This window comes from Paenibacillus brevis, assembly GCF_018919145.1.
Classification (GTDB): Bacteria; Bacillota; Bacilli; order Paenibacillales; family Paenibacillaceae; genus Fontibacillus; species Fontibacillus brevis.
In genome coordinates this window covers 23,074-38,427 of record NZ_JAHLQJ010000005.1, presented here as the reverse complement: position 1 = coordinate 38,427, position 15,354 = coordinate 23,074, and the positions used below count along the sequence as shown (strand labels likewise).

Here is a 15,354-nt window from a genome sequence, read left to right as displayed (position 1 = left end):
GGAAACCATGACAAGTGTTAGACCTGAATATCCTCGTCCTCAGTTCGTCAGGGATTCCTGGCAGAGTCTCAACGGAAGCTGGTCCTTTGCATTCGACGATCGAAAGATAGGACTGAAACAGAAATGGTACCTGGGCAAGGAAACGTTTCCTATGGAAATTACCGTGCCTTTCTGCTATCAGAGCGAGTTAAGTGGCGTTGAAGATAAAAGCAACCATGAACGGGTCTGGTATCAGAGAACGGTCAGCATTCCGGAGGAATATAGCAATAAACGCGCTGTATTGCATTTTGGGGCAGTGGACTATGAATGCCAAGTCTGGGTGAACGGACAGCGCGCCGGAAGCCATCAAGGGGGATTTTCTTCCTTTTCTCTAGACATTACCGAATTAATCCATGAGCATCAGGCAGTAATTACACTCATGGCTCAAGATTATTTGGACGATTTGACGATCCCGAGAGGCAAGCAATACTGGAAAGAAAAAGGGGAAGTCATGTGGTTTACAAATATGACAGGCATTTGGCAGTCTGTCTGGATTGAGTATATGGATGAAGTCCATATGAGTAAAGTCCGTTTTACTCCACATCTAGATACGAATGAAATCGAGGTGCAGCCTTTTTTCGAGGGTTGGAACAAGGATCAAAAGTTGGAGCTTTCGACGATCATTCAATTCAATGGAGAAGTTATCTCTGAAGAACAAAGAGTTGTGCATGCTAGTGTGGAAGCTTGGAGAATTAACTTGCGTGACTTCAACGATCATGGAATGGGAAGATGGTGGTCGCCAGAACATCCCAATCTCTATGATGTGCTCTTTGAATTAAAGATGGACGGAGTAATTGTTGATCGGATCGAGAGTTACTTCGGAATGCGGAAAATTTCGGTGGATAATGGTAAGCTAAGCCTGAATAACCGTCCCTATGAAATGAAGCTTGTACTGGATCAGGGCTATTTTCCGAAAAGCTTGCTGACAGGACCAACGGATGAAGACATCCGCCGGGATGTGGAGCTCGCGAAGGTAATGGGCTTCAATGGCCTTAGAAAGCATATGATGGTTGCCGACCCGCGATATTTGTATTGGTGCGATAAATTGGGAGCTCTAGTATGGGGAGAGATGGCAGCTGCTTATATATACACTGAGCAGTACGCCCATCGGATGATGGATGAATGGAAAGAAGTCATCGAGCGTGATTATAATCATCCTTCTATCGTTGTCTGGGTGCCGCTCAATGAAAGCTGGGGAGTTGCCGACATTTATTATAATGAGAAGCAGCAGCATCATGCCCAGTCCTTGTATCACTTTACGAAGTCGGTCGATTCCACTAGGCTGGTCATCTCCAATGACGGCTGGGAGCATTGTAAATCAGACTTATGCACCGTCCATGACTACTGCAAGGATCCTGAAGTTTTGCGTGAACGGTACTCGGATATTAAGAATATCATTACTGACATGCCTGGATTGAATGGGAAGAAGTTCATTTATAACCCGGGGTTTTCCTATCAAGGCGAGCCGGTTCTTTGCACTGAATTTGGAGGAGTGAACTACCATTGCGAGCCGACCGCTCCGATCGTAGAGCCAAAGGCGGAGAATCAGGGGGAATTTGTGCAGCAATTGGTAGATGTCATTCATCCGTACGTTTCTTCAAAGCTAGTTCAAGGCTACTGCTACACTCAACTGACCGATACGGAGACGGAAATTTGCGGTTTGCTTACCTGGAATCGGGAGCCAAAGGTTCCACTGAATATCATTAAGAAAATCAATGAAGGGCACACATCTTTTTGATCTGACGCATAGCCGCTGCTGCCGGTCTGATGACGGAGGCGATGTCTTATGCGGAATCGGGTTAGCCAGCCTCGGCTACCCTGCAAAGGAGATCAAGATGCTTTGTATACGGAAAAGAAGCGGCGGCTGCTATAGCAGCCGCTTCTTGAATGTTACAGCAGCGCCAGCGATCAGCAGTGGAAAGCAGATAGAAGCTACGGTAAGGGCACTGTACATCTCTGATGGCTGGATTGCATTTGTGAGCAATGCCGTATTGTTGAGGGCAAGGATTAGAGGATTGTATTTCTGTGCAAGCGGAGCTATATTTACCATCGCCAGCAGGGCTGATACAGCGCCTGTAAGGATCAGAGCTCCGTAGCTGCTTTTGACAAGTGTTGCCGCGAAAAGGAACAGGGTCATCAGGAAAGTCCCGAACAACCATAGGCAAAATACGGATAGCTCTAAATGAGGCGGAACATCGTTCGGAAACAGATAAGCTGTATAACCCCATGTAACGACAAACGCTGTCATATAGCTGACCGTCCACAGCAAGATCATGGCGGTCAGTTTGGATAGAATGACGGCATGACGGGAAAGTCCTTTTGTCAGCATATTAATAAGCGTTCCCCGAGTCAGCTCTGTACCCAGTATGCCGCTGAACAGAATGACGGTCAGGATAAGACCCATTTGGGAAGTGTTTTTGAAGAATTGCATCCAGGCGTCAAGGGCAGTGGGTTCGGCGACCGTCAGCGTTATTCCTTCCGGTAAAAAGGAGGAAAGCAGATCTGGCATCAACTTCGCGGTTAGCGGACTGAGCATGCCAAAAATGAAAAATACGGCGATTAAAATGAGCAGTTTATAAGTTCTTATACTCTCAAGCAGCTCTTTTTTGAGAAATGCATAATAGCCGCTCATTGAATCACCTCCATAAACAGATTCTCGAGTGTGGGCTCAAGCGCTTCAAACCGGACCGGAGTAAGCTGCTGATGAGCGAGAAGGCCGATGATGGACTGCCCGCCGCCAAGGGTACCGGACAGTTGCAGTTGCACCTTTATGGCAGTTCCTTCCTGCGCGACAGTTGCCGCGAACCGGTTCGATTTCATGCACTCCGCAAATCTTGCTGCCTCCTCGGCGCTTCTGAATTCAAGGGCATAGCCGTCTTGGCGGTGTCCTTCTTTGAGCTCGGATAAAGTACCGTTCAATGCCAGCTTACCGCCATGCAGAATAGCAACATGATCGCAGATCCGCTCCACATCGGTAAGAATATGCGTGGAGAGGAGCACGGTCGTCTTTCCTTTTGCAGCGTACAATACATCGAGAATTTCTTTCCTCCCAACCGGATCAAGTGCTGAGGTCGGTTCATCGCAGATTAAAAGCCGGGGTTCATGAAGCAAAGCCTGTGCAATTCCGAGCCGCTGCTTCATTCCTCGAGAAAATCCGCTGATCCTTTTCTTGGTGCTCCCAAGCCCCACTAGTTCCAGCAGCTCGCCGCTTCGTTCCTGGATGCGCTTCTTCGGCAAACCGGTGATTTCACCGCAGAGGGCCAAATATTCTCTTGCATTCATATACCCGTAGTATTCCGGCACATCAGGCAGATAGCCCACATGACGGTTGGATTTCGTCTCCCCATACCTGACGCTCTCGCCGCAGATGGTAATGCTTCCACTATCGGGCTTAAGCAAGCCCAGGACCATTTTCATCGTTGTCGTCTTTCCTGCGCCGTTCTGTCCGATAAAGCCGAACACAGCATGCTCCGGGACGGTTAGTTCCAGCCCATCGATTACCTGATGCTCCCGGAAACGTTTGTTCAACTGATGTATTTCCAATACATTCATTCTTCCTCCCCCCTGCCGAAGACAAAGTAAACAATCGGTCCAATCGTATTGAGGAGCAACACGATGATGATCCAAAGCCCTTTTGTACCGAACCGGTAATGGGGATGCCTCAGTACATGAACAAGAGCTGTTAGTGCCAGAGCCAGTTGGATGACGAAAAGGGGAAGAATAAAGAGCCAGTATTGGGCCAATATTTCCATGAGAACCGCCTCCTAACTATTATTTTTAAGGCTATTCACGATTTGTTGGAATTTGGGCTCATCCGCTAGTACGGTAAAAATCGGATTGTCTGCAACGATTGAGAACATACTCTGCCGGGCTGTTCTTTCGTCCCGTGGAAGGTTATTCCCCAAATCGATCTCGTCCAGCCAATTGTCGAGCAAGTCGAAGAATTTATCTCCGTGCAGCCGCAATGGATAGATGTCTCCCGTTACGACTCTGGTGTAGCTCTGCAGCATATCAAGTGCCTGATCCTTCTTGCCTTGCATGATGTAGGTTTGTGCGGCTGTAATATAGATCGGACTATAGATAGCGGGGTGCAGATGCTTCAGGTCAAAGGCTTCAGCTACCAGCAAAGCCCGACGCAATATTTCGTCGTGTTTATCAGCCTCATCTGCACATAAAGCAAGATAGGGAATAAAGAAATTAAACAGCACCACAATGTTTTGATATATTCCGATCTGAAGAACCGATTTGGCCTCCTCGAGCTTGCCGGTCATCTGGTAGGCTGAGGCAAGCAGTACTTCCGGGGGCATGGCCGGAGCCGGGGCACCATCCAGAAGCTCAAGTGCTACTTGCGGCTCACCAAGTGAAATATGACACAAGGCTTCCATGAATAAGGCCTGCTTTTCCAGCCCAAGATCATCGCTCTCCAGCTTGACACGGAGGAACAGGCCCAGGGCTTCTTTAATCACCGATAACGTCTTTTCGGGGGACCCAGCCAGTCCGCTGTGGTTCACTAGCAGTACACCCATTTGAAACAGTAGCGGAAAGCAGGAAAAGTACTTTTTGATTATGCCCCGGCACCGATTCATGACCTTGTCGAAGGGTTCAGAGGCAAAGTCTGCGGCTAGCTGCAGATACATCTTCCGGATATCCGCCTTCACCATCTGCGGCTTGTAGTCCATTAGCTCATCGATGCTGATATTGAAATACGCAGCTAATTGGGGCAGCAAGGTCACATCCGGATAACTTTGCCCGGTTTCCCATTTGGACACGGATGCCTTGGACACCCCGATAAAATGGGCCAGATCATCCTGTGTAATCCCCTTTTCCTTCCTTTTGCTGACCAGTACATGCGCAATATTGATCTCTTTCATATTGATCACCGCCTTTACTTCCAGTTTATAAGAATCTGTTGTGTTGCATAAGGGATTTGTAGTTGATTTCGGTTGAATAAATCAACTGGAAGGAAACATAGGATAGAGGAAGGCCGGTCCCTATCAGAACTCGCTGTGTTACTCGTCTGTTGGTGCTCTCTGCCGTACACCCTGTCGGTACTCTTTGAGGTACACTTGTCAGTACTAACAATCGAAATCTACATAACCGTGCGAATCATTGCCGCGTGCTTCAAGGAATTTGTACGAAATTCCGTATAAATCGTATCCCGTAGGCCTCTAGTTTGCACAATTTGTATGAGAAATCGTATAAAATCTCAATAATCCGCCCTTCTTCCGAGAATTTTATACGATTTTTCGTACAAACCACCTCAATCAACCGCAACTTCTTCAACCAACTGCAACAACCATAACCACACCACCATAACCACCGTACCGCCGCAACCACCACAAAGATACTACTGCGGCGAGAACCTCGAAAAGCAAGCGCTCCCTGCCACCCCCACCTCCCCATATAATCCGCAATTCCAGCACTGGGCCCAGAGATTCCGGCACTTGAGCTGCGAGATCCGAGACTGCGGTGCTTTAGCCCCGAGCCTCTGGTACTCAAGCTCCGAGACTCCGGCACTCTAACCCTGAGACCCCCGCAGCGATCCCCCCTCCATTTCTGCGGACAAAGACCGCGGCTCGTGCAGCCCCAATATCCGGGAAGGCTCAACTTCCCGGGAAATATGTGTTATAATACGGAGTCAGTAGTGTGATAACTCATAAAGGATGGGATTATTTCAATGATCAGTACGAGTGGTGTGACGCTCCGCTATGGAAAACGGGCACTTTTTGAAGATGTAAATATAAAGTTTACGCCGGGGAATTGCTACGGTTTGATCGGAGCGAACGGGGCAGGGAAATCAACGTTCTTGAAGATTCTCTCCGGAGAGATCGAGCCGAACCAGGGTGATGTAAGCATGACGCCGGGCGAACGTATGGCTGTGCTCAAGCAGAACCATTATGAATATGATGAGTATGCCGTGCTGGAGACGGTCATTATGGGCCACAGCCGTCTGTACTCTATTATGAAAGAGAAGGATGCTTTGTATGCGAAGGCTGACTTTTCGGAAGAAGACGGAATGCGTGCGGGTGAGCTGGAAGGTGAATTCGCCGAGCTGAATGGTTGGGATGCTGAGCCTGATGCGGCTGCGCTCTTGATTGGCCTCGGAATTCCACGTGATCTGCATGACAAGAAAATGTCTGAACTGAGCGGCAATGAGAAGATTCGCGTCTTGCTGGCGCAAGCCTTGTTCGGCCGTCCGAACAACCTGCTGCTTGACGAGCCTACCAACCATTTGGATTTGGAATCCATTCAATGGCTGGAGAACTTCTTGATGGATTATGAAGGTACAGTTATTGTAGTATCCCATGACCGTCACTTCCTGAATAAAGTATGTACCCATATCGCCGATATCGACTTCGGCAAGATCCAAATGTATGTCGGCAACTACGACTTCTGGTATGAGTCCAGCCAACTTGCATTGCAATTGCAGCGGGACGCAAACAAGAAGAAGGAAGAGAAGATCAAGGAACTGCAAGCGTTCATTCAACGCTTCTCCGCCAATGCTTCCAAGTCGAAGCAGGCAACTTCCCGGAAGAAGCAATTGGATAAGATTACGCTGGATGACCTTCGTCCTTCCAACCGTAAATATCCGTTCCTGCACTTCAAGGCTGAGCGCGAAGCGGGTAAGCAATTGCTTACCGTAGACAATGTTAGCAAGACCTTAGAAGGCGAGAAGGTATTAGATAACCTCAACTTTGTCGTCAATAAAGGTGATAAAATCGCATTTGTCGGTCCGAACTCCTTGCCGAAAACTGCGTTGTTCCAGGTGCTGATGGGTGAGATCGAGGCGGATAGCGGTGAATTCAGCTGGGGGGTGACCACCTCTCAGGCTTATTTCCCGAAGGATAATTCCAACTACTTTGATGGCGTGGACATGAACTTGGTCGATTGGCTGCGTCAATATTCGAATGATCAGGATGAGACCTTCCTGCGCGGCTTCCTTGGCAGAATGCTATTCTCCGGTGAAGAAGCACTCAAGAAGGCAAGCGTATTGTCCGGGGGCGAGAAGGTTCGGTGTATGCTCGCAAAAATGATGCTGAACGGCGCCAACGTGCTGCTGTTCGATGAGCCGACCAACCACTTGGATCTGGAATCGATCACTGCGTTGAATAATGGCTTGATCGATTTTGACGGCACAATTCTGTTTACGTCCCATGACCATCAGTTCATTCAGACGATTGCCAACCGGATTATCGAGATTACGCCGAACGGCGTTATCGATAAGGTCATGACATACGACGAATATCTGGAAAATGAAGAAATTCAAGAACTACGCAAGAGCATGTATCCGGAAGAACAATAATAAATACACTACTTGAAATAAATGACCTTGGTTCGGTGTCACTCGATCCAAGGTCATTTTATATATTGTGAATATGAGATGTTATAACAAAAGCTGCTCCGCCGATTATAGGCAGAAGCAGCTTCTTCATCTTTCCGAATTATGATCCTCCGGTCCGACGACGCTGATTGTTAGGTTTTTTGTTGTTCTGGGTTCTCAATGCCTTCGTCTGCAGGCTGCCGTTCATTCCCGGCTTGGAGGCATTCTTTTGCTGCTCTTTCTTTTGTTGAAGCTTCTGCCGCATGGCCTCGGCCAGGTCGATTTTACGCGGTTCATTAGTGTTTTCAGACACAAAAATCATCTCCTCGTTGTTGAAAAGGGGCTTGCCCTTATCATATACGTTTTTAAAAAGGGTTACAACGGGAATAATGATTTGAGTTGAGTTTTTCCGTGAGATTGGGACCTATTAACCGTCGTGATAGGCTTTGGAGGTGTGGAATGGATGGATATTTACGATGATATACGAAAAGGAGAGCGCGGCGCCTGGGTCAGTATCGCAGCTTACCTGCTGCTATCTGCTTTTAAGCTGTTCAGCGGCTATTGGTTTGCATCAAGCGCGCTTCTTGCGGACGGATTTAATAATTTGACGGATATTGTTGCCTCGGTGGCGGTGCTTGTCGGTTTGAGAATATCCCAGAAGCCGCCGGATTCCAATCATGGCTATGGGCATTTCCGGGCCGAGACAATTGCTGCGCTAGTGGCTTCATTTATTATGGCAATGGTCGGCATCCAGGTTATTATTACCGCAGTGGAATCTTTATTTGAAGGGCAGAAGGAAAAACCGGACATTATATCTGCAGGAGTGGCCTTGATCTGTGCAGTCGCTATGGGCGGTGTCTATTGGTATAATCGCAATTTGGCCAGGAAAATCAACAATCAGGCGTTGATGGCGGCGGCTAAGGATAATCTGTCCGATGCGTTGGTCAGTGTCGGAGCAGCTGTCGGTATAATTGGAGCCCAATTTGGGCTGCCATGGCTTGATGTGGCGGCAGCTATCGCAGTCGGCATATTGATTTGCAAGACGGCCTGGGACATCTTCAGGGATGCCACACACAACCTTACGGACGGGTTTGATGAGGGGGAGCTAAGCGATCTTAGAAGGATGATCGCCCGGATCGAAGGTGTGGAGAGCATTCGTGATCTGAAGGCGCGGGTTCATGGCAATCATGTACTAGTAGACGTTGTCATCGAGGTGGCACCTGATTTGACAGTCATTCAAGGCCATGCGATTAGCGATCGGGTAGAAGAGCAGATGAGGAAAGTGAAGAATGTGATGCATGTGCATGTTCATGTCGAGCCAAGCTCAGGTGGTTCAGAAAGTCATCTTTTGATCACGAAGTAGTTCAGGTAGTCACTCAAGTAGGTTTTGCCTACACTCCGTTCCTCCTTCTTCGGATTCTCGCAACCTTCTCGGTGCTGAAAATCCGACTTTATGAACGTAACACAAGAGGCCAACCCTTCCGGAAGAAATCTTCCAGGGGGCTGGCCTCTTGTGTTATCTATAAATCTTTAATATTTGAAAACCTGAATCTGCTGCTTCAGCGCGGTCATCATTTCATCGAGTGTTTTGAACGACTGTACGAAGCTATCCATAATTTCGTTCTGGCGTTCTGAGGCTTCAGATACTGCATATGCATTTCCAGCAGATTCCTTCGCCGTACTGAACATGTCTTCGACTGACGCTGTAATTTCCTCGGAGCCGGCCGATAGCTGCTGTGTGGTGGCGGACACATCCTGCATTTGATTAGATACCTCGCGAATGGAGAGGCGGATATGCTGGAACCGTTCGCCCACCTGGCGGATATGCTCGATTCCGCTAGCAATCTCTTCATTATTACGTTCTGTCGCATCCACGATGACAGAGGAGAAGTTCTGAATTTCTTTAACAATCTCAGAAATACTTTCAATAGAATTGTTAGTTTGCTCAGCCAGCTTCTTCACTTCGCTGGCGACAATGGCGAAGCCTCTCCCCTGTTCTCCGGCACGGGCTGCTTCAATGGAAGCATTCAGGGCCAGCAAGGAGGTCTGTCTTGAAATTTCAGAAATAACATCGACGATTTGACCGATTTGTTCGGAGTGCTCGTCCATTGTTTTGATTTGTGAAGCTGTCTCCATAGAGGACTGGCCAATCTTGTTCATCTGTGTGATTGCAGTCTGCAGTTCAGTGAAGCCATTTTCAACCTCGCTTGTCACATGCTCAGACTGACCGGACACGCCTGATGCAGTTTCCGATATGCGCTGAACACCTACGGACATTTCCTCCATAGCTCTGGAGGATTGCTCGGCGCTTTGCAATTGTGTATTTGCGCTTGCCGCAACATCCTGGATGGAAGTGGCGATCTCGCCGGCAGCCTGTGCAGAGTGATTGGCCGATTGAAGCAGCTCGGAGGAAGAAGCAGAGACCTGCTCAATCGTGGTGTTGATCTGCTGCACGATACCGGCCATGTTCGAAATCATCAGATTAATACCTTCACTCATTTGTCCGATCTCATCATGTGATTTGACCTCGACATGCTGCTTCAAATCTCCTTCCGCTACGATGCGGACAATGTGCGAGATGCGAAGAATCGGTTTGACGATCATGCGTGAGAAGAAGAGAGCAATTAAGGTAACGACAATGATGGAAGCTATGAAAATAATCGTAATGAGCTGATAGGCCTGGGTAAGCTTGCCTGTGATTTCTTGCTCAGGCACGGTAATGATAAGCTTCCAATTCGTATTCGGAACAGTTCCAAAGTAACTAAGCAGCGCCTTACCTTCATCTTTGTAGCTTACCATCCCCTGTTCTTGTTCGAGAATGGTCTGGAATGCCTTGGCCTGCTCCGGTGTATCTTCGAATTCTGCAACATTTTTGCCGATCCGGCTCATATCGCTATGGGAGTAATACGCACCATCACCGGAAATGAAGTAGGCATAACCGGTTTCACCCAGCTTAATATTATTGCCCATATCGCCTAGAACTTTAGGAGTTACCGAGAAGGCTACCCCGCCCAGAAACTCCCCGTTCGCATCGGTGATCGGAACAATGAGAGGAATGATATACAGATCCAGAGCCTCTAGGTAGGACATATCGGCTACCGAATAAGTTTTTGTTTCTTTGGCTTTTAGAAAGTAGTCTGCCGTGCTCATATCCGAAGTCATGCCGAGCATATTTTGCAGTAGGCCGTTCTTATCAATCAGACTATAACCTTCAGATTGATTGTCACTCTGATCTAAAATGTTCAGTAATGGAAACAACGTTTCAGGATCCATCGTACGGAACTCTTCGTGCTGTGCAATCAAATCAGATACAGCTCCGACTTTGGTGCCGATCCATTCATCCACCCGATTGAGATTGAATTCCAATGCCTGGTTGGCAATTTGCTCATTGTCCTGCTCCAGAAGATTCCCAAAGTAACTTGTAAAGAAATAAATTGAAGCAAGCAGCGGGAGAATCGAGATCGTCAGAAGAAGCGCCGTCCATTTTACATAAATCGAATTGAGTAAACCCTTTTTCCCTTTCATTCCTAACCCTCCAGAATCTAGTCATTATATGTAAGCTAATTATTTTATCGGTTGAAAAAAGAATGATATTTACACAGTAATGTGAAAATTTATGGAACCTTCTCTTACTTTCACAAAATAGGTACATGGAATCAATTTAAAGGAATATTTTACTATTCATATTATGATAAATGACCGATTTAGACATAATTCGACATGGTCTATAATGGGAAGAGCGCCAAAGAAAGGAGGGAGGGCAAAGATTCGCCTTTTGACATCGAGAAGACAACTGGAGGTATACCAAATGAAGAAGAGCATGTCGATACTGGTCATAGGAGCATTGATATTTACGTCATTATCTACGTGGCAGGGACAAGCCTATGCAGCAGAGGCGGCCGTCCAGACTGTACAGCAAGGCCAAATTATTAGCGGTGTAAATCTGCGCTCAAAGCCTTCATTATCAGGCTCAATCATCGGTTTTGTCAGCAAGGGATCTGTAGTGACGATTCTGGAGCAGAGCAACGATTATTTCTATAAAGTAAGAACCTCGGAAGGTACGACCGGATATATCAGTACGGCCGACAAGTACATAAGCGTGCAGAAGGCCGGGGGCAATGCAGCTACAGGAGTTGTCATCTACGGAGTCAACCTGCGGGATAAGCCTTCTACTGGCGGCAAGGTCATCAAGATGCTTTCCAAGGGTACGAAGGTAACCATTGTGGAGCAGAGCAACAGCTATTTTTATAAAGTCGAGACGGAGAATGGGCTGAAGGGGTACGTTAGTACATCTTCCAAGTATTTGGAGATTAGTGGCAAGGTAACATCGCCGGCACCTTCGCCAACTCCTTCACCGGCCCCGGGGGCATCGGTTAATGCAAAGATTGAGCAAGTGATCCAGACGGGACAGAAATATCTAGGAACACCCTATGAATACGGGTCCGATCGAAATACGACGGCCACCTTTGACTGCTCTGACTTCGTAAGACAAGCCTATCGGGAATCGATCGGGATTGTCCTGCCGGCAGATTCAAGGAAGCAAGGGACATGGATTCAGGATAATGGGACTGCGGTGTACAGCATGGATAGTTTAAAGCGTGGTGACTTGGTATTCTTCATGAGCTACAAAGGCTCATCGGCTTCCAGCTATACCGGGGTGAACCCGAATACCGAACGGATTACGCATGTGGGAATCTATCTCGGAAACGGGGAGATATTGCATACCTATTCTAACTCCTCAGGAGGAGTGCGGGTGGACAAGCTGACGGGCTCCTGGAAATATCGTTTCCTGTATGGAGGAAGCGTGCTCAAGTAACAAACAACTCATATCACAACAAAAATCGCTCTGCGGTAGGGGTGTCCTGATCCGTAGAGCGATCTTGTTTGTGAGCGGTAGTTCTGGTATTCTCTTATAAATTAGAAGTAGGATGGAATATAGCCGGGAACATTGATCCAGGCCTTACCCAGCCAAGTATAGATTTCAACCCAGTCTCCAAGAACTTGGCCAGTCGGATGAACATCCTGCGGTGCAAGCGCGCTAATTGCCGAACCGCTAGGTGCATTGTAGAAATAAGTAATCTCTAGAAGAGTAATCGGATTTGGAGCAAAGAAGACATCCTCTGCTTCAACGATGGGCTCATCTAGAACCGGAACTACTGGATCCTCTAATGTAGCAGCTGAAGCGGATGTTCCGAGTGCGGCGGCCAGAATAAGGGTTGCGGAAATGGCGGTAAACTTTTTCATAAGGTACTCCTCCTCTGAATCGGTTAGTAGTTACTAGTCTATTTATGTAATACACAGCCAAGCATCCAAAGAATCATTAAATTGAAAATAATTAAATGAGGGAGGACTACGATTGTCGAAAAGCAGGCTATTCATCGGACTTTTTCTTCTTCTGCTGGTTGTGCTCATCACAAGCGTAATACTCTATATCCGGCCGACCGAGCAGCATACCTTGTCCTATACGAATGTATCCTGGCAGGATAAGCTCCAAGGGATGGCCGAGACGAGACGTGCGGAGATCATTCTTACAGAACAGGAAGTGAACCAGCTGGCCAAGAAGGAACTTGTTGAATATCTGGCCGAACATACACTCCCTGTGGAAGTGACCGGAGCGGAGTTCCGGCTCTACGGGAATCAGATCACTTCCGAGCTCAATGTGACCCGGGGATTTCTTGATGCGGCAATTACAGCCAGCTTTAGATTGAACTACAGTTCGGGGCAGCTTGAACTTTATCCGGAATCGGTAGCTGTAAAAGGTATCTCCTTGCCTCCCGGGACCGTAGGGCTTGAACCGGTAACGATTGATCTTCAGGAATATCTTCCTGATGTGGTCAAAGTACAAGAAATCGATTTTCTCGGCAAATCGATCAAGCTCAAGTTCTCACTGGATTGGCTTGAAGTGGCTCGTTATCTTAAATTAATATGATTGACAATAAAAAGGCCTTGGCGCCGCATACTCGATATGCGTGTGCCAAGGCCTTTTTATCAACTAAGAAGCGGGTAATTCACATGTTACATTGATCGACGGCGCCCGGTAATCAAGGATATGACGAACAGAACGATAAAGACGAAGAATAGAATTTTAGCAATGGAAGCGGCAGCCGCTACGATATTGAAGAATCCGAATATGCCAGCGATAAGTGCGATTACCAGAAAAATCAAAGCCCATCTCAACATGAGATCCATCTCCTTTTCATAATAAAATAAGGTATAGTGATTATATTAGGGGCCGCTGAATGATACATAGCCCCTCGAGCTTGTAGCTACCATTAACCCCTGCAATTTGGCTTGAAACAGACTGGAAAACCTTGGAGCAGCAAGGGACTTTGGTTTGTTTCGGGCTTGCTGGGTGAGGGTAACTATCCATTAACGAAAGCAGAAACCGGACAGAAAGAGGGGAACTTGAATGATTTGGGAAATTAGTGTTGCAGTTATCGCGGTGGCTTTTGCCGTATTGGTGGTATTCCTGGTCAAAACCTTAAAAGCGGCCGAACATTCATTGGACAAAACAACACAGACCTTGCAGGAAGTTCAGAAGACGATCGATGAATTAAGCTATGAAGTGAAGAGCGTGGTCAGACAGGCCAATCAGATTACAGGCGATCTTCAACATAAGATGGAGCAAATTGATCCTGTACTGGAATCCGTGAAGAATGTCGGCGATATTCTGAATGAGGTTACTTTAGCAACGAAGCAGGTATCCACTGCACTGATTGATAAAATTAAAAGTCCTTCCAAAAGCAAGCCATCCAAAGTCAGCAGCAATACGGTGCCTGTAGTGACGGGCAGCGAGATTCCGCCCCAGGCAACAGCCTATGCTGCCCCGGCTTCATCCGCTGCCGCCGTTCCTGGCTGGATGAAATGGGTGGACATTGCAGCCGGCGCCTGGCAAAAGTACCGCGGATAGCGGTTGAAACAGTAAGGTGATGATGGCCTCCCGTGTCCCGCAAACTTACTGAAAGGGTGAGAAGAATGATACAGATTGCTTTGCTTCTATGGAGTCTTCTCTCCCCCTGGGCCGGGGAGACGCCGGACATGCATGTGACGGCAGCCTCATCTAATATTCAACATGCTTTATGGAAACAACCGGCAATACTGCCGGATCAGGATGGCGGTATATCGGGGAAGCTGGAGACGTTCTCGACCTTTGGCGGGATCTCTTTAGCAGATGGGCTCGAGGATGTCACTGCAAAATTGGGTGAGGCGGATTCCGCAGTTAAAGATCCTTATACCGGATTTACGGAGTATCGGTACGGAGATCTCGTAGTCGGAATGTATGAGGAAAGCATCTATTATATAAGTAGAGATAGACGGCCGGACGAGATCGTCCTGAACGGGATTGTCATTCCGTTAAAAGATTTCTGGCTTCGCTATTATTTGGGCGAACCGGATTTCATAGCTGAGGATGGGGATGTCTATATCCGGGGATATTCAGCGCTTAAGCTTTTTCGCGATGACTCGGGATCTATCATCGCGGCGGATCTGTTCGACGATACTGTTTCATGAGGAATAGGGATGGGTAATGATTCAAGGATATCCTCTCTTGAAGAGGTTGAACTCGAACTTAACTACAAAGGAGCGAGAAACGATGAGCATAATCGATAACAAAGCATATGCCAAAGTTGTACAAAATGGTGTGCAGGCTGTAGAGACGGTTCACGAGCTTCACGCTGCCGGGTATCGCAAGGAAGATATTCATGTACTGGCCCATAATCAGGATAGGACGGACCGGATTACCGAGGCTGCCGATGCAGGCGATATCGGGATCAAGGAAGAGGGCGTCTTCACTTCAATTGCCAACTTATTCCGTTCGCGCGGTGACGAGCTTCGTGCGACAATAGAAGCACTGGGCTTTACAGAGGCGGAAGCCGCTTTTTATGAAAAGGAACTAGACTTGGGCAAAGTATTGGTTATTGCCAGAAGATCATAATCAGGCATATACAGCATGCCGATAACTTAGCAGATTAAAGCATAGATAAGGAATGGGACAA

The 15,354-nt window shown here is 47.6% G+C and carries 16 protein-coding genes; 8 read left to right on the top strand and 8 right to left on the bottom strand.

The window, feature by feature from the left end:
- The first annotated feature begins 7 nt into the window (after positions 1–7).
- Entirely contained in the window at positions 8–1,777 is a 1,770-nt protein-coding gene (locus tag KQJ23_RS07110) for a glycoside hydrolase family 2 protein (RefSeq protein ID WP_216478164.1), read from the top strand.
- A 129-nt stretch (positions 1,778–1,906) separates the two neighbouring features.
- Here KQJ23_RS07110 and KQJ23_RS07105 read toward each other — a convergent pair whose 3' ends face one another.
- From KQJ23_RS07105 to KQJ23_RS07090, 4 genes are read right to left on the bottom strand one after another with little or no spacing between them, the layout of a single operon-like run.
- Entirely contained in the window at positions 1,907–2,671 is a 765-nt protein-coding gene (locus KQJ23_RS07105) for an ABC transporter permease (RefSeq protein WP_216478163.1), read from the bottom strand.
- On the bottom strand, positions 2,668–3,591 hold the full coding sequence (locus KQJ23_RS07100) for an ABC transporter ATP-binding protein (RefSeq protein ID WP_216478162.1): 924 nt from the start codon (positions 3,589–3,591) through the stop codon (positions 2,668–2,670). The genes KQJ23_RS07105 and KQJ23_RS07100 overlap by 4 nt, the downstream gene beginning before the upstream one ends.
- Positions 3,588–3,791, bottom strand: coding sequence for a PLDc N-terminal domain-containing protein (locus KQJ23_RS07095; RefSeq protein ID WP_216478161.1), 204 nt, complete (start codon positions 3,789–3,791; stop codon positions 3,588–3,590). Before KQJ23_RS07095 ends, KQJ23_RS07100 begins: the two co-directional genes overlap by 4 nt.
- A gap of 12 nt (positions 3,792–3,803) precedes the next feature.
- A complete protein-coding gene (locus KQJ23_RS07090) occupies positions 3,804–4,910 on the bottom strand; it encodes a helix-turn-helix domain-containing protein (protein WP_216478160.1) in 1,107 nt (368 codons plus the stop codon).
- A gap of 806 nt (positions 4,911–5,716) precedes the next feature.
- Between KQJ23_RS07090 and KQJ23_RS07085 the strand changes: the two genes are divergently transcribed.
- On the top strand, positions 5,717–7,342 hold the full coding sequence (locus KQJ23_RS07085) for an ABC-F family ATP-binding cassette domain-containing protein (RefSeq protein WP_216478159.1): 1,626 nt from the start codon (positions 5,717–5,719) through the stop codon (positions 7,340–7,342).
- 139 nt (positions 7,343–7,481) lie between these two features.
- Here the strand turns inward: KQJ23_RS07085 and KQJ23_RS07080 are convergent, their stop codons facing one another.
- The gene (locus tag KQJ23_RS07080) at positions 7,482–7,682 is read right to left on the bottom strand and encodes a hypothetical protein (protein ID WP_101781221.1); all 201 of its coding nucleotides are present in this window, start codon (positions 7,680–7,682) and stop codon (positions 7,482–7,484) included.
- A gap of 141 nt (positions 7,683–7,823) precedes the next feature.
- On the opposite strand from KQJ23_RS07080, the gene KQJ23_RS07075 reads away from it, so the two are divergent.
- Positions 7,824–8,723, top strand: coding sequence for a cation diffusion facilitator family transporter (locus KQJ23_RS07075; protein WP_216478158.1), 900 nt, complete (start codon positions 7,824–7,826; stop codon positions 8,721–8,723).
- Between the two features lie 167 nt (positions 8,724–8,890).
- On the opposite strand, the gene KQJ23_RS07070 is transcribed toward KQJ23_RS07075, so the two are convergent.
- Positions 8,891–10,885, bottom strand: a complete 1,995-nt coding sequence (locus KQJ23_RS07070; protein WP_216478157.1) for a methyl-accepting chemotaxis protein — start codon at positions 10,883–10,885, stop codon at positions 8,891–8,893.
- 283 nt (positions 10,886–11,168) lie between these two features.
- Here KQJ23_RS07070 and KQJ23_RS07065 point away from each other — a divergent pair, with 283 nt between their 5' ends.
- Complete coding sequence (locus KQJ23_RS07065; RefSeq protein WP_216478156.1) at positions 11,169–12,176, top strand: C40 family peptidase; 1,008 nt, start codon at positions 11,169–11,171, stop codon at positions 12,174–12,176.
- 101 nt (positions 12,177–12,277) lie between these two features.
- Here the strand turns inward: KQJ23_RS07065 and KQJ23_RS07060 are convergent, their stop codons facing one another.
- A complete protein-coding gene (locus tag KQJ23_RS07060) occupies positions 12,278–12,604 on the bottom strand; it encodes a hypothetical protein (RefSeq protein WP_216478155.1) in 327 nt (108 codons plus the stop codon).
- A 112-nt stretch (positions 12,605–12,716) separates the two neighbouring features.
- On the opposite strand from KQJ23_RS07060, the gene KQJ23_RS07055 reads away from it, so the two are divergent.
- On the top strand, positions 12,717–13,289 hold the full coding sequence (locus KQJ23_RS07055; RefSeq protein WP_216478154.1) for a hypothetical protein: 573 nt from the start codon (positions 12,717–12,719) through the stop codon (positions 13,287–13,289).
- Positions 13,290–13,375: 86 nt separating this feature from the next.
- Here KQJ23_RS07055 and KQJ23_RS07050 read toward each other — a convergent pair whose 3' ends face one another.
- On the bottom strand, positions 13,376–13,540 hold the full coding sequence (locus tag KQJ23_RS07050; protein ID WP_216478153.1) for a DUF1328 domain-containing protein: 165 nt from the start codon (positions 13,538–13,540) through the stop codon (positions 13,376–13,378).
- Between the two features lie 229 nt (positions 13,541–13,769).
- Between KQJ23_RS07050 and KQJ23_RS07045 the strand changes: the two genes are divergently transcribed.
- The 3 genes from KQJ23_RS07045 (at position 13,770) to KQJ23_RS07035 (ending at position 15,293) form a co-directional block, all read left to right on the top strand.
- A complete protein-coding gene (locus KQJ23_RS07045; RefSeq protein WP_216478152.1) occupies positions 13,770–14,270 on the top strand; it encodes a DUF948 domain-containing protein in 501 nt (166 codons plus the stop codon).
- A 65-nt stretch (positions 14,271–14,335) separates the two neighbouring features.
- Entirely contained in the window at positions 14,336–14,869 is a 534-nt protein-coding gene (locus tag KQJ23_RS07040; protein WP_216478151.1) for a hypothetical protein, read from the top strand.
- 82 nt (positions 14,870–14,951) lie between these two features.
- Positions 14,952–15,293, top strand: coding sequence for a YflT domain-containing protein (locus KQJ23_RS07035; RefSeq protein ID WP_044482237.1), 342 nt, complete (start codon positions 14,952–14,954; stop codon positions 15,291–15,293).
- Positions 15,294–15,354: the final 61 nt, after the last annotated feature.